This is a genomic window from Burkholderia sp. WSM2232 (assembly GCF_000472545.1).
GTDB lineage: Bacteria > Pseudomonadota > Gammaproteobacteria > Burkholderiales > Burkholderiaceae > Paraburkholderia.
Map to the genome: position 1 here is coordinate 41,131 of NZ_AWZV01000011.1, position 21,037 is coordinate 62,167.

At 62.7% G+C, this 21,037-nt stretch carries 23 protein-coding genes and 1 tRNA gene; 15 read left to right on the forward strand and 9 right to left on the reverse strand.

Annotated elements, in window-relative coordinates; all coding sequences use genetic code 11:
* The first annotated feature begins 223 nt into the window (after positions 1-223).
* The 4 genes from F757_RS0111395 (at position 224) to F757_RS0111410 (ending at position 3,533) form a co-directional block, all read left to right on the forward strand.
* Entirely contained in the window at positions 224-739 is a 516-nt protein-coding gene (locus F757_RS0111395) for a PTS sugar transporter subunit IIA (protein ID WP_013337958.1), read from the forward strand.
* A 139-nt stretch (positions 740-878) separates the two neighbouring features.
* Positions 879-1,847 (forward strand): HPr(Ser) kinase/phosphatase, encoded by a 969-nt coding sequence (hprK, locus tag F757_RS0111400; RefSeq protein ID WP_006048029.1) that lies wholly within the window; start codon positions 879-881, stop codon positions 1,845-1,847.
* 117 nt (positions 1,848-1,964) lie between these two features.
* Entirely contained in the window at positions 1,965-2,858 is an 894-nt protein-coding gene (gene rapZ / locus F757_RS0111405; RefSeq protein WP_027211500.1) for an RNase adapter RapZ, read from the forward strand.
* Positions 2,859-2,897: 39 nt separating this feature from the next.
* Positions 2,898-3,533: an LON peptidase substrate-binding domain-containing protein gene (locus tag F757_RS0111410; protein WP_027211501.1), complete on the forward strand. Its 636-nt coding sequence runs from the start codon at positions 2,898-2,900 to the stop codon at positions 3,531-3,533.
* 44 nt (positions 3,534-3,577) lie between these two features.
* On the opposite strand, the gene mutY is transcribed toward F757_RS0111410, so the two are convergent.
* Positions 3,578-4,729, reverse strand: a complete 1,152-nt coding sequence (gene mutY / locus F757_RS0111415; RefSeq protein WP_027211502.1) for an A/G-specific adenine glycosylase — start codon at positions 4,727-4,729, stop codon at positions 3,578-3,580.
* Positions 4,730-4,735: 6 nt separating this feature from the next.
* A complete protein-coding gene (mutM, locus tag F757_RS0111420) occupies positions 4,736-5,566 on the reverse strand; it encodes a bifunctional DNA-formamidopyrimidine glycosylase/DNA-(apurinic or apyrimidinic site) lyase (RefSeq protein WP_027211503.1) in 831 nt (276 codons plus the stop codon).
* An 87-nt stretch (positions 5,567-5,653) separates the two neighbouring features.
* Between mutM and F757_RS0111425 the strand changes: the two genes are divergently transcribed.
* From F757_RS0111425 to hisC, 8 genes are all read left to right on the forward strand, one after another.
* Positions 5,654-7,495, forward strand: a complete 1,842-nt coding sequence (locus tag F757_RS0111425; protein ID WP_027211504.1) for a tetratricopeptide repeat protein — start codon at positions 5,654-5,656, stop codon at positions 7,493-7,495.
* Positions 7,495-8,127 carry a lipoprotein insertase outer membrane protein LolB gene (gene lolB, locus F757_RS0111430; protein WP_027211505.1) on the forward strand — a complete coding sequence of 211 codons (633 nt, stop codon included), beginning with the start codon at positions 7,495-7,497 and terminating at the stop codon, positions 8,125-8,127. The genes F757_RS0111425 and lolB overlap by 1 nt, the downstream gene beginning before the upstream one ends.
* Positions 8,128-8,182: 55 nt before the next feature.
* Positions 8,183-9,064, forward strand: a complete 882-nt coding sequence (gene ispE / locus F757_RS0111435) for a 4-(cytidine 5'-diphospho)-2-C-methyl-D-erythritol kinase (RefSeq protein WP_027211506.1) — start codon at positions 8,183-8,185, stop codon at positions 9,062-9,064.
* A gap of 52 nt (positions 9,065-9,116) precedes the next feature.
* Positions 9,117-9,193 (forward strand) — tRNA-Gln (locus F757_RS0111440).
* 46 nt (positions 9,194-9,239) lie between these two features.
* On the forward strand, positions 9,240-10,196 hold the full coding sequence (locus F757_RS0111445; RefSeq protein ID WP_006048037.1) for a ribose-phosphate pyrophosphokinase: 957 nt from the start codon (positions 9,240-9,242) through the stop codon (positions 10,194-10,196).
* 163 nt (positions 10,197-10,359) lie between these two features.
* Positions 10,360-10,977, forward strand: coding sequence for a 50S ribosomal protein L25/general stress protein Ctc (locus F757_RS0111450; protein WP_027211507.1), 618 nt, complete (start codon positions 10,360-10,362; stop codon positions 10,975-10,977).
* Positions 10,978-11,127: 150 nt separating this feature from the next.
* A complete protein-coding gene (gene pth / locus F757_RS0111455; protein ID WP_027211508.1) occupies positions 11,128-11,730 on the forward strand; it encodes an aminoacyl-tRNA hydrolase in 603 nt (200 codons plus the stop codon).
* Between the two features lie 142 nt (positions 11,731-11,872).
* Positions 11,873-12,943 (forward strand): histidinol-phosphate transaminase, encoded by a 1,071-nt coding sequence (hisC, locus tag F757_RS0111460; RefSeq protein ID WP_027211509.1) that lies wholly within the window; start codon positions 11,873-11,875, stop codon positions 12,941-12,943.
* A gap of 93 nt (positions 12,944-13,036) precedes the next feature.
* Here the strand turns inward: hisC and F757_RS0111465 are convergent, their stop codons facing one another.
* The 3 genes from F757_RS0111465 to rsmD all read right to left on the reverse strand — a co-directional run bounded on the left by F757_RS0111465 (position 13,037) and on the right by rsmD (position 14,600).
* A complete protein-coding gene (locus F757_RS0111465; RefSeq protein ID WP_013337947.1) occupies positions 13,037-13,294 on the reverse strand; it encodes a YfhL family 4Fe-4S dicluster ferredoxin in 258 nt (85 codons plus the stop codon).
* Positions 13,295-13,357: 63 nt separating this feature from the next.
* The gene (gene coaD / locus F757_RS0111470) at positions 13,358-13,873 is read right to left on the reverse strand and encodes a pantetheine-phosphate adenylyltransferase (protein ID WP_027211510.1); all 516 of its coding nucleotides are present in this window, start codon (positions 13,871-13,873) and stop codon (positions 13,358-13,360) included.
* A gap of 112 nt (positions 13,874-13,985) precedes the next feature.
* On the reverse strand, positions 13,986-14,600 hold the full coding sequence (rsmD, locus tag F757_RS0111475) for a 16S rRNA (guanine(966)-N(2))-methyltransferase RsmD (protein ID WP_027211511.1): 615 nt from the start codon (positions 14,598-14,600) through the stop codon (positions 13,986-13,988).
* 253 nt (positions 14,601-14,853) lie between these two features.
* Between rsmD and ftsY the strand changes: the two genes are divergently transcribed.
* Positions 14,854-16,050: a signal recognition particle-docking protein FtsY gene (gene ftsY / locus F757_RS0111480; RefSeq protein WP_027211512.1), complete on the forward strand. Its 1,197-nt coding sequence runs from the start codon at positions 14,854-14,856 to the stop codon at positions 16,048-16,050.
* A gap of 115 nt (positions 16,051-16,165) precedes the next feature.
* Here the strand turns inward: ftsY and maiA are convergent, their stop codons facing one another.
* Entirely contained in the window at positions 16,166-16,810 is a 645-nt protein-coding gene (gene maiA, locus F757_RS0111485) for a maleylacetoacetate isomerase (RefSeq protein WP_027211513.1), read from the reverse strand.
* Positions 16,811-16,837: 27 nt separating this feature from the next.
* A complete protein-coding gene (locus F757_RS0111490; protein WP_027211514.1) occupies positions 16,838-17,536 on the reverse strand; it encodes a fumarylacetoacetate hydrolase family protein in 699 nt (232 codons plus the stop codon).
* A gap of 228 nt (positions 17,537-17,764) precedes the next feature.
* Here F757_RS0111490 and ybiB point away from each other — a divergent pair, with 228 nt between their 5' ends.
* A complete protein-coding gene (ybiB, locus tag F757_RS0111495) occupies positions 17,765-18,736 on the forward strand; it encodes a DNA-binding protein YbiB (RefSeq protein WP_027211515.1) in 972 nt (323 codons plus the stop codon).
* A 2-nt stretch (positions 18,737-18,738) separates the two neighbouring features.
* On the opposite strand, the gene F757_RS0111500 is transcribed toward ybiB, so the two are convergent.
* Together F757_RS0111500 and F757_RS0111505 are read right to left on the reverse strand one after the other, a co-directional pair.
* Positions 18,739-19,122, reverse strand: coding sequence for a nuclear transport factor 2 family protein (locus F757_RS0111500; RefSeq protein ID WP_013337940.1), 384 nt, complete (start codon positions 19,120-19,122; stop codon positions 18,739-18,741).
* Between the two features lie 40 nt (positions 19,123-19,162).
* A complete protein-coding gene (locus F757_RS0111505; protein WP_027211516.1) occupies positions 19,163-19,726 on the reverse strand; it encodes an acyloxyacyl hydrolase in 564 nt (187 codons plus the stop codon).
* Between the two features lie 362 nt (positions 19,727-20,088).
* On the opposite strand from F757_RS0111505, the gene rpoH reads away from it, so the two are divergent.
* On the forward strand, positions 20,089-21,024 hold the full coding sequence (gene rpoH, locus F757_RS0111510; RefSeq protein WP_027211517.1) for an RNA polymerase sigma factor RpoH: 936 nt from the start codon (positions 20,089-20,091) through the stop codon (positions 21,022-21,024).
* Positions 21,025-21,037: the final 13 nt, after the last annotated feature.

Here is a 21,037-nt window from a genome sequence, read left to right on the forward strand (position 1 = left end):
AAACCGCCCTGACGGGCGGTTTTTCGTTGCGGCTTTGATTGCCGATCCACGTTTGCGAAACCTGAAGAAAGAACCTATTGCGCATTGATGGCGCGCCGCACCATACGCCGTCGCCCTGTTCTATAATGTTCCGGTTACCATCGGGGTCTAGCTCGCACCAAGGCGGTCTGCCGGAGTCCTGTGCTTTCGGACTCCGACGTACGTCGCCGTGAGCATCAAACGAATGGAACGCCAATCAAACGCCCCAGCGAGGAGAACCCAGGCCACGTTTTCGCCTGTCAACATGAATCGTTTAGCCAAATTTCTTCCCCTCGAGAACGTCGTCGTCGGACTATCGGTCACCAGCAAAAAGCGCGTGTTCGAGCAAGCGGGCCTCATCTTCGAGAACCAGAACGGCATCGCCCGCAGCACGGTCACAGACAATCTGTTTGCGCGCGAGCGCCTCGGATCCACGGGGCTGGGCGAAGGCGTCGCGATTCCGCACGGCCGGATCAAAGGGCTCAAGCAGCCGCTCGCCGCGTTTGTCCGTCTCGCTGAACCCATTCCCTTCGAATCGCCCGACGGTCAGCCGGTCTCGCTGCTCATCTTCCTGCTCGTGCCCGAACAGGCCACGCAGCAGCACCTCGAAATTCTTTCGGAAATCGCGCAGTTGCTGTCCGATCGCGAGGCACGCGAGCGCCTGCATACGGAAGAAGACCGCGAATCATTGCATCGCCTGCTCACTCAGTGGCAACCTTGATGCAGCGGCGGTTATCCGCACGCCGCCTGCCTGCACGGCCAACCGGGCGCGTGCGGGTACAGCCAGGTCCGGCTCACGGCCCGCATTAGTGCGGCCGGCGCTGTGTCCGGCAAGCGGCCAACACTGGAGTCACTGACTCATGGATACGTCCAGCATCAACGCCCAGAGCATTTTCGACGATAACGCCGCCACGCTGAAACTAAGCTGGCTGACAGGGCATGAAGGCTGGGAACGCGGCTTTTCTTCGGAATCGGTCGCCAATGCCACGTCGAGCGCCGACCTCGTCGGCCACTTGAACCTGATCCACCCCAACCGGATCCAGGTGCTCGGCGACGCCGAAATCGACTACTACAAACGCCAGACCGACGAAGACCGCTCGCGCCACATGGCCGAGCTGATCGCGTTGGAACCGCCGTTCCTGGTGGTGGCAGGGGGCGTTGCCGCGCCGCCCGAACTGGTGCTGCGTTGCACGCGCTCGTCAACACCGCTCTTCACCACGCCCATGTCGGCGGCGGCGGTGATCGACAGCCTGCGCCTTTACATGTCGCGCATTCTCGCGCCGCGCGCCACGCTACACGGCGTGTTCATGGACATCCTCGGCATGGGCGTGCTGCTGACCGGCGACTCGGGCCTCGGCAAAAGCGAGCTCGGTCTCGAACTGATCAGCCGCGGCCACGGACTCGTCGCCGACGACGCCGTGGACTTCGTGCGCCTCGGCCCGGACTTCGTCGAAGGACGCTGCCCGCCGCTTCTGCAGAATCTGCTGGAAGTGCGCGGCCTGGGCCTGCTCGACATCAAGACGATTTTCGGCGAAACCGCCGTGCGCCGCAAAATGAAGCTGAAGCTGATCGTGCAACTGGTGCGCCGCCCTGACGGCGAGTTCCAGCGGCTGCCGCTGGAGAGCCAGACCGTCGACGTTCTGGGGCTGCCCATCAGCAAGGTAACGATTCAGGTGGCCGCGGGCCGCAACCTCGCAGTGCTGGTCGAAGCGGCTGTGCGCAACACGATCCTGCAATTGCGCGGCATCGACACATTGCGCGATTTCATGGATCGCCAGCGTCTTGCCATGCAGGATCCGGATAGCCAGTTTCCCGGCAAATTGATCTGAGCCGAGCACGGCGTTCATGCGTTTTCATGCGGTACCCGAAGCCCTCGCCCGCGGCCTGCCGCGGGCACGCGCGAGAGGCTCAGATGCTATGATGAAACGGACCGATTTCACGACTCCATGCGCATAATCCTCATCACTGGCATATCCGGCTCAGGCAAGTCCGTCGCGCTGAACGCGCTCGAGGACGCGGGCTATTACTGCGTCGACAATCTGCCGCCGCGCTTCCTGCCCGAGCTCGCGTCGTATCTTGCCGAAGACGGACACGACCGCCTTGCAGTGGCGATCGACGCCCGTTCGAGCGCGTCGCTCGACGACATGCCGGCCATGATCCGCGACCTGTCGCGCGCGCATGACGTGCGCGTGCTGTTCCTCAACGCGAGCACGCAGTCGCTGATTCAACGCTTTTCCGAAACGCGCCGCCGCCATCCGCTGTCGGGCTCCACTGCTCACGATGCCGATGTCGGCCTGCTCACGTCGCTTGCCGAGGCGATCGAACGGGAACGCGAGCTCGTCGCGGGCCTGGCCGAGTTCGGCCACCAGATCGACACGAGCAATCTGCGTGCGAACGTGCTGCGTCAATGGGTCAAGCGCTTTATCGAGCAGGAGCACGCAGGGCTCGTGCTGATGTTCGAGTCGTTCGGCTTCAAACGCGGCGTGCCGCTCGACGCCGATTTTGTGTTCGACGTACGCACGCTGCCGAACCCATACTACGATCATGAATTGCGCCCTCTTACGGGCCTCGACAAACCGGTAATCGATTTTCTCGGCGCCCTGCCGGTCGTGCATGAAATGATCGACGACATTCAGAAGTTTCTCGCGAAATGGCTGCCGCATTTCCGCGACGACAATCGTAGTTACCTGACGGTCGCGATTGGTTGCACGGGTGGTCAGCACCGCTCGGTGTTTATTGCGGAGACGCTCGCCGCGCGTCTCGCCAATGTAGCGAATGTAATCGTGCGGCACCGCGACGCACCGGTCGAGGCCGGCGCGTCATCGAAGTTAGTGGCTTAACCGGCCGCATCGCGCGGCCTCAACTCGAAGCGTTGCGCCATGTCATCTACTTCTACTGTGCTCGCCGATGTGCCGCTGTTCCCGCTCCACACGGTTCTGTTTCCTGACGGAATCCTGCCGCTGAAGATTTTCGAAGCGCGCTATCTGGACATGGCGCGCGACTGCCTGCGCGAAAAGACGCCATTCGGCGTGTGCCTGCTGAAAAGCGGTGCGGAAGTCGCGCGGGAGAACGAATCTTCGGTGCCCGAATCGATCGGCTGCCTGGCGGAAATCGACCAATGCGACGTTGAGACTTTCGGCATGTTGCTGATTCGCGCCCGCGGCACGCGGCGCTTCCGCTTGCTGTCGCACCGCGTGGAAAGCAGCGGCTTGCTGGTGGGCATGGCAGAGCCGCTCGGAGAAGACCGGCCGCTCGAAGACAATCAGCAGTTGGCCAAGTTCGGCGCATGCGCGGAAGTGCTCGAGCGGATCATCGCGACGATCCGCGAGCGCGATCCGGATAGCCTGCCGTTTGCCGAGCCATTCAGGCTTGAAGACCCTTCGTGGGTGTCGAACCGCCTTGCCGAAGTGCTACCGATCGCACTGCGCGCGCGTCAGAAACTCATGGAAATGCAAGACGCCGGCGCGCGCATCGAAGTGGTTCATCGTTATATGCAGCAGCATCAACTGCTTTAGGCTGTAGCGACGACGCCCAAACGACCGCGCACGCACGCGGTTTTTCAGATCAGCGAACCTTGCAGGCTGTCCAGCAGTTTGCGCACGGGCGCCGGCACCCCGAATGAGTCGAGATCGCGGAGCGCGACCCACGCGGTCTGCGCATCGCCGAGCGCGGCGAGCGCGCCGACGCCCCTCTCGAGTTCCGCGAGGCGCGGCTCGATGTCCAGCTTGAAATGCGTGAACACGTGCGTGAGCGGCGCCAGTCTGTACACGCCGCCGGCGTTGCCGAACTCCGCAGCGCGGGCCGCCAGCGCGGCTTCGTCGGCGGCTTCGGGCAAGCTCCACAGTCCGCCCCAGATACCCGAAGGCGGTCGCTTCTCAAGCATGACCGCGTCGCCGTCACGCAGCACCAGCATCCACGTGCGGCGGGTCGGCACGGCTTTCTTCGGGCGGGCCGCGGGCAGTTCGCGCTGACGGCCCGTCACGTTGGCGACGCAGTCAGCGGCAAACGGACAGCGCAGGCAGTCCGGCTTGCCGCGCACGCACAAGGTCGCGCCGAAGTCCATCAAGCCTTGCGTGTATGCGCTGACTTCGTCGTCCGATGCATTCGAGGGCAATAGCGATTCCGCCAGTGTCCACATCGCGTTCTCGACCTTCTTCTCGCCGGGAAAACCTTCCACGCCGAACACCCGCGCGAGCACGCGCTTCACGTTGCCGTCGAGAATCGTCGCGCGCGCGCCGAACGCAAACGAGGCGATCGCCGCTGCCGTCGACCGGCCGATTCCCGGCAGTTCGGCAAGCTCTTCCACCGAAGCCGGAAACGCGCCGCCGTGCTGCTCGACGACTGTCTGCGCGCAGCGATGCAGGTTGCGCGCGCGCGTGTAGTAGCCGAGCCCGGCCCATAGCGCCATCACATCGTCGACGGGTGCGGCGGCCAGCGCGGCGACATCCGGAAAACGTGCGAGAAACTTCGCGTAGTACGGAATAACCGTCGACACCTGGGTCTGCTGCAACATGATTTCCGACAGCCAGATCCGATAGGGATCGCGCGTGTTCTGCCACGGCAGGTCATGGCGGCCGTGCTCGCGCTGCCAGGCGATCAGCCGTGGAGCGAAATGCGGCGCGAGCGGCGACGTGAGCGGGGACACGGGCAAAGCAGGCGCAGCGGCGGGCGACAACTGCTGCGCGGAGCGCGGAGTCAGGCGGGAAGGCATCGAAAATTAGCGCTGGCAGGTGGGACAAAAGTAAGTAGAGCGCTGACCTTGCACGATCTGTCTGATCGGTGTGGCGCACACACGGCACGGCTGGCCCGCGCGATCATAGACGAAATAATCCAGCTGGAAGTAACCGCTCTCGCCATTGCTGCCGACGAAATCGCGCAGCGTGCTGCCGCCCTTTTCGATTGCCGCGGCCAGCGTCACGCGCACGGCGTCGGCCAGCAGGCCGTAGCGCACGAGCGAGACGCGGCCCGCTGCGGTAGTCGGCCGGATGCCCGCGCGAAAGAGGCTTTCTGACGCATAGATATTTCCCACGCCGACTACGATTTCTCCGGCGAGCAGCGCCTGCTTCACCGACACCTTGCGCCCGCGCGTAAGCCGATGCATCAGCGCGCCGGAGAACGCCGGTGAAAACGGCTCGACGCCCAGACTGGCAAGCAACGGATGCCCGAGCACGTCGCCCGCCTCGCGCGGATGCCAGAGCACGGCGCCGAAGCGCCGCGGATCGCGAAAGCGCAAAATGAAGTCGTCGAAAATCCAGTCGACGTGGTCGTGTTTCGCAGCGGCCGGCGCATGCGGCACATGGCGCAACACGCGCAGCGTCCCTGTCATGCCAAGATGCACGATGAACCAACCGGAGTCGGTTTCGAACAGCAGATACTTGCCGCGCCGCTCGACGTTGCGTACCACGTGGCCGCGCAAGGTCTTCGCAAGGTCCGCCGGAATCGGCCAGCGCAGCGCAGGCGTGCGCACCTCGACGCGCTCGACCTTGCGGCCGGCCACATACGGTTCGATTCCCCGTCGGGTAACCTCAACTTCTGGCAACTCTGGCATGTCTAACTGGTCTGCAACTTGCGTGAGTGGTTGTGCGCGTATTGTAGCGAGCGCGTTACAATCGTCCGAAACATTGAACGGATTTCCATGAACTTGTCCTTCGTGAAGCTGTTTTTGAAGCGCCCGGCCAGCGCATTCCGCGTGCCGCACGCAGTGTCCGCACGGCGCTCGCTCGGTGCCGCCGCGCTCGCCCTGTGGGCGTTCGCCGCGGTGCCCGCGCACGCGCAGGACCCGTCGCCGGACGCGGACGACACGTCGGTCACGCTGAGCGATCCGCTCGGCCCGCCGTCGGCGGACGAACAAAAGGCGCTGCCCAACGTGCAGCTGACGAGCCAGATCGTATTCCAGGTGCTCGCCGCCGAAGTGGCACTGCAACGCAATCAGCCAGCGCCCGCTTACCAGACGTATCTTGCGCTCGCGCGCGACACGCACGATCCGCGCATGGCGCAGCGCGCCACCGAAATCGCGCTGGCCGCGCAAAGCCCGTCGGACGCACTGGCCGCAGCACAACTCTGGCAGCAGTATGCGCCGAACTCCGAGCGCGCCGCCCAGTTGGACGCGTCGCTGCTGGTGCTGTCGGGCAAGCCTGATGACGCCGAGCCGCTGCTCGCGCGCGAGCTTGCCCGCGTGCCGGCCGACAATCGCGGTAACGCCATTCTCGCGCTGCAATTGCTGCTGTCGCGCGGACCGAACCGGGTCGGTGGCCTGCATGTGTTGCAGGACATGCTGAAGAACGACATGAACCGGCCGGAAGCGCAACTGGCCATCGCGCGTCAGCAACTGGTCGCAGACGACGCGCCGGGCGCCCACAAGTCGCTGCAGCAGGCGCTCGCGCTGAAGCCCGACTATCTGCCGGCAGCGCTGATGCTGTCGCAAATGGGCCCGGAGGAGCGCAAGGAAGGCATTGCGTCCCTCGAAAAATACGTGCAGCAGAATCCGAAATCGCATGATGCGCGCCTCGCGCTCGCGCAAATGTATCTGGCGAGCGACCGTCTGGACGACGCGCAAAAGCAGTTCGAGGTAATGCATAAGGCGAACGCAAGCGACCTCACGCCGCTCATGGCGCTCGGGCTCATCAAGATCCAGCAGAAGAATCTCAACGACGCGCAGGGCTATCTGACGCAATACGCGCAACAGGCAGAGAAGACTCCGGGCGCCGATCCGGGCCAGGCGTATATCTATCTTGCGCAGATGTCGCTGGAACAGAAGAACGAGGCGGCCGCCGCCGACTGGCTCAACAGAATCTCGCCGTCGAGCCAGCAGTATCTCTCCGCGCAGATAACGCGTGCGCAGCTGCTCGCAAAGCAGGGCAAGCCGGACGACGCGCGCCGCCAGCTCGCCAGCCTGCGGCCCGCCGATCCGCGCGACCAGGCGCTTGTCGCGCGCACCGACGCGGCGATCCTGTTCGACGCGAAGCGCTATCCGGAAGCTGAAACGCGCCTGCAACAAGCCACGGCTGCGTTCCCGGACGACCCCGACCTGACCTACGATTACGCGATGGCCGCCGAAAAGAACGGCCATTTCGACACCATGGAAGCGCAATTGCGCAAGCTAATCCAGACGCAGCCGGACAATCCCCAGGCGTACAACGCGCTCGGCTATTCGCTTGCCGATCGCAACCAGCGTCTCGCAGAAGCCGACAAGCTGGTCGAAAAGGCCTCGTCACTAGCGCCGAACGACGCATTCATCATGGACAGCGTGGGCTGGGTCAAGTACCGCATGGGCGATACGACGGACGCTATCCGGGTGCTGCGCAAGGCCTACACCATTCAGCCGAACGCCGAAATCGGCGCGCACCTCGGCGAAGTGCTGTGGAAAGCCGGCGACCAGGACCAGGCTCGCGCCGCCTTTCGTGAGGCGCGCAAGCTCGAACCGGACAACGAAACGCTCGTCAAAACGCTGCAACGTCTTCAGGTGAATGATCTTTAATGCGTCTTTCCAGTCTTGATACTTTTTTGCGGGCGCCGCGTCGTGCGGCGCTCGGGCTCGCCGCAGCCGCCGCCCTCGTACTGTCCGGCTGTGCTTCGGTAAAACCGCAAGGGCCGTCCACGTCGAATGCCGCCACCGCGGTAACCGCGCAAACAAGCCGCGCTTACCAGGGCCGTTTTGCCGTTCAGTACAACGATCAGAACGGCCAGCAGCGCAATGCGTACGGTAATTTCTCGTGGCAGGAAACGGGTGACACCGTCACCCTGCAATTGCGCAATCCGCTTGGGCAGACGCTCGCCATCGTGACCTCGTCGCCAGCCTCAGCTACGCTCGAGTTGCCCAACCGTCAGCCGCTCACCGCGGACAACGTGTCTACGCTGATGCAGAACGCGCTGGGCTTCGCGCTGCCTGTCGAAGGTTTGCGCTACTGGCTGCAGCCTTCGCCCGCGCCTACTTCGCGCGCGAAAACGGAAAAGGACCCGCAGCAGCCGTCGCGCCTGAAGGAGATTACCCAGGATGGCTGGACGATCGACTATCTGGCCTACGCCGAGGCGCCCGCCACCGGCGTGAAGCGCGTGAACCTGACGCGTGACGAGCCGCCGCTCGACATCAAGCTCGTGCTGGACCAGTAAATCGCGCGCTCCTGCCGCTTATTCGGCGCCTTGTCGGCGCATGTAGCCTCGACTCATGATCGAAACAACCAACTCGCTGCGCGATTGCCTCGCGCCAGCGAAACTCAACCTCTTCCTGCACATCACCGGGCGCCGGCCGGATGGCTATCACACGCTGCAAACGGTCTTCCAGCTACTCGACTGGGGCGACACGCTGCACTTCACGCGGCGCGACGACGGGCTGATCACGCGCAGCACCGAAATCGCCGACGTGCCGCCCGAACACGACCTCACCGTACGCGCTGCCAACCTGCTTAAAGCACATACAGGCTGCCCGCAAGGCGTCGATATAGAGATCGAAAAGCGCCTGCCGATGGGCGCAGGGCTCGGCGGCGGCAGTTCCGACGCGGCCACCACGCTGCTCGCGTTGAACCGGCTGTGGAACCTTCACTTGCCGCGGCTGGAATTGCAGGAGCTGGCACTGAAGCTCGGCGCCGACGTCCCGTTCTTCGTTTTCGGAAAAAATGCGTTCGCGCAGGGTGTCGGAGAAGCATTAGACGTTGTACAATTGCCGCCGCGTCATTTCCTGGTAGTGACGCCGAGGGTTCATGTTCCGACTGCAGCGATTTTTTCCGAAAAAGCGTTGACAAGAGATTCAAAAGCCCTCACAATTACGGACTTTCCTGCAGAACTTAGCTGCAACACTGAATGGCCTGAAAGTTTTGGCCGCAATGACATGCAGCAGGTTGTCGTCGGAAAGTACGCGGAAGTAGCGCAAGTGCTGCGATGGTTTGAAAATATCGCGCCGGCGCGGATGTCCGGATCTGGTGCAAGTGTCTTTGCAGCGTTCCGTAGCAAAGCTGAAGCAGAAGCGGCGCAAGCCAAACTGCCAGCCGAATGGAACAGCGCAGTGGCCGCCAGTCTGGAAGTGCATCCACTCTTTGCTTTCGCGTCATAGGTTTTGCATCGTCGAACGAAACTCCACGTTCGGCGGAGCTCAAAGTTAGTGTAGGGGAGTCGCCAAGCTGGTTAAGGCACCGGATTTTGATTCCGGCATGCAAAGGTTCGAATCCTTTCTCCCCTGCCAAAATTTCTCGCATTTCCCCTCGCCCCCAGCCTGAAGCAGGTGCACGATGAGCAGCCATGACGGCCTGATGGTTTTTACTGGCAACGCAAATCCCGCGCTTGCACAGGAAGTCGTCAAAATCCTCGGTATTCCCCTCGGCAAAGCAATGGTGAGCCGTTTCTCGGACGGTGAAATCCAGGTCGAGATTCAGGAAAACGTGCGCGGCAAAGACGTGTTTGTTCTGCAGTCTACGTGTGCACCGGCGAACGACAACCTGATGGAACTGATGATCATGGTCGACGCGCTCAAGCGCGCATCTGCCGGCCGGATCACCGCAGCCATCCCCTACTTCGGTTATGCCCGCCAGGATCGCCGCCCCCGTTCGGCGCGCGTCGCCATCTCGGCAAAGATCGTGGCGAACATGCTGGAAATCGCGGGTGTCGAGCGGATCATTACGATGGATCTGCACGCCGACCAGATTCAGGGCTTCTTCGACATCCCGGTCGACAATATCTACGCTACGCCGGTGCTCCTCGGCGATCTGCGCAAGCAGAACTATGAGAATCTGCTGGTCGTGTCGCCGGACGTCGGCGGTGTGGTGCGTGCCCGTGCATTGGCGAAGCAGCTGAACTGCGACCTCGCGATCATCGACAAACGCCGCCCCAAGGCGAACGTTGCCGAAGTGATGAACATCATCGGTGAGGTTGAAGGCCGTACCTGCGTGATCATGGACGACATGGTCGACACCGCCGGCACGCTTTGCAAGGCAGCACAGGTTCTGAAGGAACGTGGCGCGAAACAGGTTTTCGCTTACGCCACTCACCCGGTTCTGTCGGGCGGCGCAGGCGAGCGCATCGCTGCATCCGCTCTGGACGAACTGGTCGTCACGGACACGATCCCGCTCGGCGAAGAAGCCCGCTCGTGCGCCAAGATCCGTTCGCTGACCAGCGCCGGCCTGCTGGCCGAAACGTTCTCGCGCATTCGCCGGGGCGATTCGGTGATGTCGCTGTTCGCTGAAAGTTAAGTATTTGTGAAAGCGCGGTTGCCGCTTCATGCGGCGTGGCGCGCTTTTGCACAATCGGCATGAACGAACGAAGGTTCGTGCCGCAGCTCTGGGGCCTCAGCCATAACGGCTTGCGGGCCCCGTTTTTACTGCCTGGTCGCGGGCAGTGCATTGGAGATTCAAAATGAAAGTTGTCGCTTTCGAGCGTTCTTTGCAAGGTACGGGTGCGAGCCGCCGCCTGCGTAACTCGGGCAAGACCCCGGGCATCGTATATGGCGCTGGTGCTGAAACGCAATTGGTCGAACTGGACCACAACGCGCTGTGGCACGCGCTGAAGAAAGAAGTTTTCCACTCGTCGATTCTCGATCTGGAAGTCGGCGGCAAGTCGCAACAGGTTCTGCTGCGCGACGTGCAATACCATCCGTTCCGTCAGCTCGTGCTGCACGTGGACTTTCAGCGCGTCGACGCAACGAAGAAGCTGCACACCAAGGTGCCGCTGCACTTCATGAACCAGGAAACCAACCCGGCAGTGAAGCTGTCGAGCGCGGTGATCTCGCACGTCGTGAACGAACTGGAAGTCGAGTGCCTGCCGTCGGCACTGCCGGAATTCATCGAAGTCGATCTGGCCAAGATCGAAGCCGGTCAATCGGTTCACGCCAAGGACATCCCGCTGCCCGCAGGCGTGTCGCTGGTTGCTCACGTCGAAGCTGAAAACCCGGTCGTCGCTTCGGCAACGATCCCGGCTGGCGCCGTGTCGGAAAGCGACGCTGCTGCCGCAGAAGGCGAAACGCCGGCTGCTTGAGCGCCCTTCGCGCACTGAGCAAGCAATTCTCGCGATCCGTCTGCATGAGACGGTCGACGTGACCCGCCGAGGTTCGCCCCGGCGGGTTTTTTTTCGGTTTTTTTCGGCTCGGCCGTCGCCGGTTCCCGGGCCAGATGGACCCACGCAATCATGATCAAGCTGATCGTCGGACTCGGCAATCCGGGCGCCGAATACACCGCGACGCGCCATAACGCCGGCTTCTGGCTGGTGGACCAGCTGGCGCGCGAAGCAGGCACGACGCTGCGCGACGAGCGGCGCTTCCACGGCTTTTACGCGAAAGCACGACTGCACGGGGAGGAAGTGCATCTACTCGAGCCGCAGACTTATATGAACCGCTCAGGCCAGTCGGTTGTCGCGCTTGCGCAATTCTTCAAGATTCTGCCCGACGAGATTCTCGTCGCGCACGACGAACTGGACATGCCGCCCGGCAGTGTGAAGCTCAAGCTTGGCGGCGGCAGCGGCGGTCATAATGGCTTGAAGGACATCACCGCGCATCTGTCGTCGCAACAGTATTGGCGGCTGCGCATCGGCATCGGGCACCCACGCGACCTGATTCCGGAGAGCGCACGTGCAGGCGCGAAGCCCGACGTCGCCAACTACGTGCTCAAGCCACCGCGCCGCGAAGAGCAGGAGGTGATTGACGCCTCCATCGAGCGGGCGCTCGCCGTCATGCCGCAGATCATCAAGGGCGAGCTGGAACGCGCGATGATGCAGCTGCATCGCAATTCGTAACGCACGTTGGCGACGTTAGCGGGCGAAGTTCGGCCGCATTGCGCCAAGGCAGCACCGGCCACCCGCCACCGCCCCCGGCAGCATCTGAGCACATTGATCCGCGACCAGACGCCAAGTCGACCGCGTCGCATGGGAGAAGCCTTTGAGCCGATATTGGAGTGACATCGTTCACCGCCTGACGCCGTATGTGCCGGGCGAGCAGCCCGCGCTCGCGCATCCGGTGAAGCTGAACACCAACGAGAATCCATACCCGCCATCGCCGCGCGTACTGGAGGCGATTCGCGAAGAGCTAGGCTCGGGCGGCGAATCGTTGCGTCGTTACCCCGACCCGACCGCACGGAAACTGCGCGAAACCGTGGCCGCGTATCACGGCATCCGCGCCGAGCAGGTTTTCGCCGGCAACGGCTCTGACGAGGTCCTCGCGCTCACCTTCCAGGCCTTGCTGAAGCACGACAAGCCCTTGTTGTTCCCCGACATCACGTACAGCTTCTACCCTACTTACGCGCGACTTTTCGACGTCGAGTATCAGACCATTCCGCTCGACGACGCCTTCGCGATCAATGTCGACGACTACGCCGTGGCCAACGGCGGCATCCTGTTTCCGAACCCGAACGCTCCGACCGGACGCCCGCTGCCGCTTGCGGATATCGAGCGCCTGCTGCAGAAGAACCCCGATTCGGCCGTCGTGATCGACGAGGCGTATGTGGATTTCGGCGCGCAGTCGGCCGTCACGCTGATCGACCGCTACCCGAACCTGCTCGTCGTGCAGACAGTGTCCAAGTCACGCTCGCTCGCGGGCATGCGCGTCGGCTTCGCGTTCGGCAATGCAGAATTGATCGACGCGCTCAATCGGGTAAAAGACAGCTTCAATTCATATCCGCTGGACCGCCTCGCGCAAGTTGCGGCGTGTGCAGCATACGAAGACGACGAGTGGTTTCGCGACATCTGCGCGAAAGTCATTGCGAGCCGCGAACGGCTGGCTGGCGGCCTGACTGAACTGGGCTTCGACGTCGTGCCGTCGGCGGCGAATCTACTGTTTGCGCGCCACAAGGGGCACGACGCAACAACGCTGCTATCGCGGCTGCGCGAAAGAGAGATTTTTGTGCGCCACTTCAACGCGCCGAGAATCGACCAGCACTTGCGCATCTCGGTGGGAACCGACGCAGAGTGCGACGTTCTGCTCGACGCATTGCGCGCGATCCTGAACGCCTAGCCGGTTAATCGCCGGACTAACCGGCAAAAAAAACGGCGAGGCCCACGCCTCGCCGTTTCCTTTTCCGTACTTCATTGTGCGTCGAGCCGGAGCTCACGCGCTCTTTGCTGCCTGCAGTGCGTGATACTTCGCCATCAAGCCTTCCGGCGTTTCCAGATGCTCGGGATCACGCGGAATGCATTCGACCGGGCACACCTGGATGCACTGCGGTTCGTCGAAATGCCCGACGCACTCGGTGCACTTCTTCGGGTCGATCACATAGATTTCCGGGCCCATCGAAATGGCGTCGTTCGGGCACTCGGGCTCGCACACGTCGCAATTGATGCACTCGTCGGTAATCATCAAAGCCATACTTCTCTCACTTCGTACCGGCTGCGGCCGGCTTCGTTCCGTCAAACCGACAGTTTACGCCGGTTACGGCTGCCCCGCCGGAGCGCCGTTACTGGAGTCCAATGCTGCGACCTTTTCCTTCAGCCATTTTTCGACCGACGGGAACACGAACTTGCTCACGTCGCCGCCCAGTTGCGCGATCTCGCGGACAATCGTGCCAGAGATGAACTGATACTGGTCGGACGGCGTCATGAACATGGTTTCCACGTCCGGCAGCAAATAGCGGTTCATACCGGCCATCTGGAACTCATACTCGAAGTCGGACACCGCCCGCAGGCCGCGCACGATCACGCGCGCGTTGTTGGTGCGCACGAAATCTTTCAGCAGCCCCTTGAAGCTCATGACCTGCACGTTCGGGTAATGGCCCAGCACTTCATGGGCGATGTCCAGACGCTCTTTCAGCGTGAAAAACGGCTTCTTGTTGCGGCTGTCGGCAACGCCGACCACCAGCGTGTCGAAGATGCTCGACGCGCGCCGAACGAGGTCTTCGTGACCGCGTGTCAGCGGATCGAACGTGCCCGGGTACACGGCGACTACCATGAGATTTCTCCTCTCTTCAGACAGATGGGCACGTCAAAGCGTCCACTCGACGCATTTGGCACCGGCCGCGCGCGTGACGTCAAACCGTCCGGCGCTTGTTATGGAAGGCGCATTATTCCTCATTTTCGCGCTGCAGCAAATGGAAGTGGACAGCGCCGGCTTTCCCTTCCCGCACGATTTTCCACCCAGTGAGCGCTTCGTTCCCATCGAGTTCAAGGGTCGCGCCGGCCTCCACGTAAAGAAAGCCGTTTTCACTGACGAGCGGCGCGGCGAGCGCAAGCGCCTTGTCGAGCAGATCGTCGCCAAAAGGCGGGTCGAGGAACACCACGTCGAACGAAGCGGGCGGCAGGCTCGCCGCGAGCCGCAAAGCGTCGGCCTCGGCAATCTCAATCACGCGTGCGGAAAGGCGTTGCTGGTTCGCCCGCAATTGGGCGGCCGCGCGCGCGTTGCGCTCGACCATCAGCACGCGCGCAGCGCCACGCGAGGCCGCCTCGAAACCCAGCGCGCCGCTGCCAGCAAACAGGTCGAGGCAACGCTCGCCGTCCAGACGCTGCCCCAGCCAGTTGAACAGCGTTTCGCGGACCCTGTCCGGCGTGGGACGCAGCCCCTCCAGGTCGAGCACGGGCAAGGGCGTGCGTTTCCAGTCGCCGCCGATAATGCGGATGGCGTGCGGTTTACCGCCTTTGGGCGAAGCGCCGTGGGCGCGGGAAGGTGCTGAACGGGGCATGCAGAATCGATTACGTTGGTGGAGGTGCCCGCCGCATTCACACAAAGGCAAAGCGAGCACACTGGAGCGCCAACGTTACCACAGGGGCGCCGCGCGTCCAGCCTGGCCGTTCGGCCGATACGACGCGCGACGGCGCGCCTGATAAAATGTGCGGCTTCCAGCGTCCTGCATTCCCCATTGCAGCGCTGCCTGCCGCTCCCGCCGGCGCCGTGCCGGCTGCGCGCATTGACGCGCACTCTCACCACGCCAGATCATGTTCAGCTTTTTCAAACGATTCAAGGGTTCGAAAGAGTCCGAAAACACGCCAGACGAATCGCAAGACGCGCCCGACGTTCCTGACGCGCTAGTAGACGACCTCACGAGGCAAGCCTTGGCCGCGCCCCCGGCTGACGCTGCACCGCCGTTTACAACCCCGTTTGCGCCAGAAACGCAGCCCGACAGCCAACCACGAACAGAAACGCAGCCTGCTGCGCAGCCCGAAGCGGTATTCGAGGAATCGTCGCTCGAAACCGTAGAAATCGTGCCGCCGCCGGTTCAGGACGCGAGCGCCAAGCGCTCGTGGCTGACTCGCCTGAAAACCGGCTTGTCGAAGACCAGTTCGAGCCTCACCGGCATTTTCATCGGCACGAAGATCGACGAAGAGCTGTATGAAGAGCTCGAAACCGCGCTGCTCATGTCGGACGCGGGCGTCGACGCAACGGAATTCCTGCTCGAGGCGTTGCGCGAGAAAGTGCGCACCGAGCGTCTCACCGAGCCGCAACAGGTCAAGGCCGCGCTGCGCGCGCTGCTGGTCGATCTGCTGAAACCGCTCGAAAAATCGCTGATGCTCGGACGCGCGAAGCCGCTCGTCATGATGATCGCGGGCGTCAACGGCGCAGGCAAGACCACCAGCATCGGCAAGCTCGCCAAGCATCTGCAGAGTTTCAACCAGTCTGTGCTGCTGGCCGCCGGCGACACGTTCCGCGCGGCCGCACGCGAGCAACTGGCCATCTGGGGTCAGCGCAACAACGTGACGGTAGTGGCGCAGGAAAGCGGCGACCCGGCCGCGGTGATTTTCGACGCGGTCGGCGCTGCGCGCGCGCGCAAGATCGACGTGATGATGGCGGACACCGCCGGCCGCCTGCCCACCCAGTTGCATCTGATGGAAGAGTTGCGCAAGGTCAAGCGTGTGATCGGCAAAGCGCAGGACGGCGCGCCGCACGAAGTGCTGCTCGTGATCGACGCCAATACCGGGCAGAACGCGCTCGCGCAGGTCAAGGCGTTCGACGACGCGCTGGGACTCACCGGCCTCATCGTCACCAAGCTCGACGGCACGGCGAAGGGCGGTATTCTCGCGGCTATCGCGCGACAACGGCCGATTCCGGTGTACTTCATCGGCGTCGGCGAAAAAGTGGAAGATTTGCAGCCCTTCAGCGCCGAAGAGTTTTCGGACGCGTTGCTCGGCGGCTGAGCGCTCGTTCAACGGACACTCATCACAGCGCTGCCCTCGGGCGAGCATTCAGGCGAGCAAAAAGGGCACTCCGCGGAGTGCCCTTTTTTCCTTCACCACAACCACTGCTGCGGCTTCATTCCGCGTCCGGCTGCGCACCCGGCGCCGCGCGCGCGAACGCGTCGATCTGCATGGCGTGGTCGTAGATGCGCTGAATCGTCGGAAACCGCGCGGTGTCGACCTTGAAGCGTTGCGCGTTGAACACCTGCGGAATCAGACACGCGTCGGCGAGCGTAGGCGTGTCGCCAAAACACAGCTTGCCTGTTCGCGGCTCGCCTGCGAGGTGCGCCTCCAGCGCCGCAAATCCGGCTTCCACCCAATGCCGATACCACGCGTCTTTCGCATCGTCGTCCACGCGCAGCGTGTGTTTCAGATATTTCAGCACGCGCAGATTGTTCAGCGGATGAATCTCGCACGCCACCTGTAAAGCCACCGAACGCACGTAAGCGCGGTCGGCGGGTGCCTCGGGCAAAAGCGGCGGCTCGGGGTGCGTTTCCTCCAGATACTCGATGATCGCAAGCGACTGCGGCACCAGGTCGTGGCCGTCGACCAGAGTCGGCACGACGCCGTCCGGATTGATCTTGCGGTATTCCGGCTTCAGTTGCTCGCCGCCATCGCGCACGAGGTGCACAGGCACGTAGTCGTACGGCAGCTTCTTCACATTCAGCGCGATGCGCACCCGATACGACGCCGAGCTGCGGAAATAGCTGTAGAGCTTCATTTGTTTGTCTCCTCCCCCAAAAGCGTGTCACACGACGCGCACGCTCAACTCGCCGAGCGCGTCCACGCCGCCCTTCATCAGATCGCCTTGCACCACCGCGCCGACGCCTTCAGGCGTGCCGGTAAAAATCAGATCGCCGGGTTGCAGCTCGAAAAGCGTAGACAGGTAGGCAATGGTCTCGGCCACCGACCAGATGAGCTGCGACACGTCGGAACGCTGCTTGTCCTCACCGTTGACGGACAGCCAGATCGCGCCTTGTCCCACGTGGCCGACTGTCGAAACCGGATGAATCGGCCCGAGCGGCGCCGAGTGATCGAAACCTTTCGCGGTATCCCACGGACGCCCCAGTTTCTTCGCCTCCGCCTGCAGGTCGCGACGCGTCATATCGAGGCCCAGTGCGTAGCCATAAACGTGGTCGAGTGCGCGCTCAGCCGGGATATTCTTGCCGCCCTTGCCGATCGCCGCGACCAGCTCCATTTCGAAGTGGACGTTTTTCGACAACGACGGATACGGGAATTCGCCAGTCTCGCCCGGCGCCACGTACAGAACGGCATCGGCGGGCTTGCTGAAGAAAAACGGCGGCTCGCGGTCCGGATCGTGTCCCATCTCACGGGCGTGCGCCTCGTAATTGCGGCCGACGCAGTAAATGCGGCGCACAGGGAATTGTTCGCTCGACCCCACCACCGGCACCGCAACGACTGGTGCGGGCGCAAATACGTAACTCATCCGATTCTCCGTTCCTGGTTGGAAATGAGCCGCGGCGCGGCGCTAAACAGCGAGTGTAACGCGCGGCACAAGGCGGTGCGCGCCAGTCCAGCAGGGCTTCGAGTCAGCGGCGCGGCGCCGCCGGCGTCTCGCCCGACGGCCATAGATGCGATACTCACACCAGACAACGTCCCTTGAATACCGCGGCGGCCGGCTCGACAGCGGCACGCCAGCAAGTCAATTGCACTCATGACAGACTCCGCCGACACCGCCAATCCGTTCCCCTGCGCCCGCTTCATCAAGGAAATCGGCCGTGGGCCCCACGGCGCCCGCGCGCTCACCGCCGACGACACGCGCGAGCTATACACCGCCATGCTCGACGGCCGCGTCGGCGACCTCGAGCTGGGGGCGATCCTTCTTGCGTATCGCGTGAAAGGCGAAACCGCCGAGGAGCTTGCCGCGATGCTGGCGGGCGCTCACGCGTCGTTCGAACCGGTTCATCAGCCGCCGGGCGAGTTCCGGCCGGTATCGATCCCGAGCTATAACGGCGCGCGCAAGCAGCCGAATCTCGTGCCGCTGCTCGCGCTGCTGCTCGCGCGCGAAGGCGTGCCGGTTCTCGTGCACGGCGTGACGGAGGATCCCGGCCGCGTGACGAGCGCCGAAATTTTCACGCATCTGCGGATTCCGCACGCGGGCTCGCATGACGACATTGAAGACGGACTCGCCGAGCGCCGCGTGGCGTTCGCGTCGATCGACGTCCTTGCGCCCAGGCTCGCGCGCCTGCTCGCGCTGCGCCGGCGCATGGGGGTGCGCAATTCGACGCATACGCTCGTGAAAATCCTCCAGCCGTTCGCGCCCGCCGGACTGCGGCTCGTCAACTACACGCATCCACCGTATCGGGACAGCCTCACGCAGCTCTTCAGCACGCATCCGGATGCCGCGGTGGGCGGCGCCCTGCTCGCGCGCGGCACGGAAGGGGAAGCCGTGGCGGACACACGGCGCCAGGTGCAGATCGACTGGCTGCACGACGGCATTTGCGAGACGCGCGTGCCGCATGAGCGTTCTTCCCGCGACGCACCCGAAGTCGAGTTACCCGAAGCGCGCGACGCCGCGACCACTGCGGCCTGGATCGGCGCAGTGCTGCGCGGCGAGGCACCCGTGCCAGGCGCTATCGCGCGCCAGGTCGAGGTGATCGTGGATGTAGCCAGAGCGTCGGCGTAAGCTCACTCGATGGCGCAACGCGTCGCCTGCCACGCAATGAGGCGCCACTGACCGTCTTCCTGCGTGTGGATCGCCGTGTAGGCAATGGGGAAAAGCAGCGCGCCGTTGTTCGCTTCCATCTCGATCAGCGCGCGGCCGGTCACGACGCAGGTTTCCCGCCCAACCGGCAGCACGTCTTGCGACTGCACTTCGATCTGCCGGTAGCGGCGGCGCCCCGCGGTAATACCGTCGATGAACTGCCGCTTCGTTTCGCGCTTGCCGTTGGTATGCACGTAGCTCACGTTGTCTGCGAGCAGCGCGTCGAGCGACTGCCCGTCGCCGTCGACCATCGCGCGGAAGCGTTCCCTCTCCAGCCCGCGAATCGCCTCGATTGTCTTTGCCGCCATTGCTCAGCCCCTTGTACCGGTGAGCCGAAGGCGGCCACGGTCAGAAGTTATATTGCAGATATAGCTGGTGGAAATTTATACCAGGATTCGGCTCTTTGATACCGCCATTCGACACATGCTGGAAGCGGTAGCCCGCCTGATACTGCTGATGGCCGCCGAACTGCACGCCGACGCCCGCCATATCGGCAAACTGGAACGCTGTGGACAGCGTAAAGGTCGAAGAAATTCTGGGACTCGACAGCAGACGCACGCCGGCTCCGGCCTCGACGAACGGCCTGATCGATCCCGAGCCTTTGATGAAGCGAATGATAGGCGTCACACCGAACTCGCCGATGTTCTCGTGCACATTGCCTTCGTTTGTATGCCACCAGGCCACGTGCGCCTCGCCGATCAGCGCGAAGTGCCAGTCGCCGATCTGCCACCAAGTCAGATTCGGGTCCCACACGATGCCAAGGTCCAGCTTCTTGACATGGTGATCGCCGAGGCCGCCGGTGACCTGAATTCCGAATTGATCAGCCGCGGCAGCGGCAGACAGGCCAAGCAGCAAGGCCGCGCAGCTGCTTTTTAGAGCCAGACCACGCAAGCGTTTCTTTTTGTTGTTCATCTGACACCCGAGCTCAGCAAAGGTTGAACATTCTGTAACACTCTTGCTTATTCTAAAGACATTCGGAACTCGGTGGATCATCTTAAGAAACTTAAATTTTTGCAATTACTCACGCTAAAAACTGAAAAAATCGGTCGAAAGTGAGATTGAAGGCGCTTTGTCAGGTAATTTGTACGCCGTCTGCAAGCCGCCGCATAGGGGCGTATGATTACTATTGAAACGCGCAGTTTGATAGGAATTTATGGAACTTTGATGTCCTTACGGCCTCTAAGTATTAGCACTCGGAAAACGAGAGTGCTAACATCCAACGCTGGAGTCGTTACCTGAACAAGCTTTTGCCTGATTCCAAAGGAGTTTTCCACGTGAGCCATGCATTGACCCTTCCGAGTACTCTGAGCCCGTCGTCGGCTAAGGCCGCTCCGGCAGGTGCGCTGGCGCTCTCGCATTCCTCCCTGCTGCCCGGCCAACTGGGCAATATCGACGCCTACATCCAGGCCGTAAACCGGATTCCGATGCTGACGCCCGCGGAAGAACGCCAGTTCGCCACCGAATTCCGCGAGCACGACAACCTCGAGGCGGCGCGCCGCCTGGTGCTGTCGCACCTGCGGCTGGTCGTTTCGATCGCACGCAACTACCTGGGCTATGGTCTGCCGCACGCCGACCTGATCCAGGAAGGCAATATCGGCCTGATGAAGGCCGTGAAGCGCTTCGATCCCGAACAGAACGTGCGCCTCGTCTCGTACGCCATGCACTGGATCAAGGCTGAAATTCACGAATACATTCTGCGCAACTGGCGCATGGTGAAGGTCGCCACGACCAAGGCGCAGCGCAAGCTGTTCTTCAACCTGCGCAGTCACAAGCAAGGTCTGGGCGCTTTCACGCCGGACGAGATCGAAGGTCTCGCCAAGGAACTGAACGTCAAGCGCGAAGAAGTCGCGGAAATGGAAACGCGCCTGTCGGGCGGCGATATTGCGCTAGAAGGCCAGGTCGAAGATGGCGAAGAGTCGTACGCGCCGATCGCGTATCTCGCGGATTCGCACAGCGAGCCGACCGCCGTGCTGGCTTCGCGCCAGCGCGACAAACTGCAGAGCGACGGTATTGCGACGGCACTGGAGGCGTTGGACGCCCGCAGCCGCCGCATCATCGAAGCTCGCTGGCTGAAGGTGCAGGACGACGGTTCGGGCGGCTCGACGCTGCACGAGCTGGCCGACGAGTTCGGCGTGTCGGCCGAACGTATCCGCCAGATCGAAGCCAGCGCCATGAAGAAGATGCGCGGTGCGCTGAGCGAGTACGCGTAACGCTCGCGGCAGT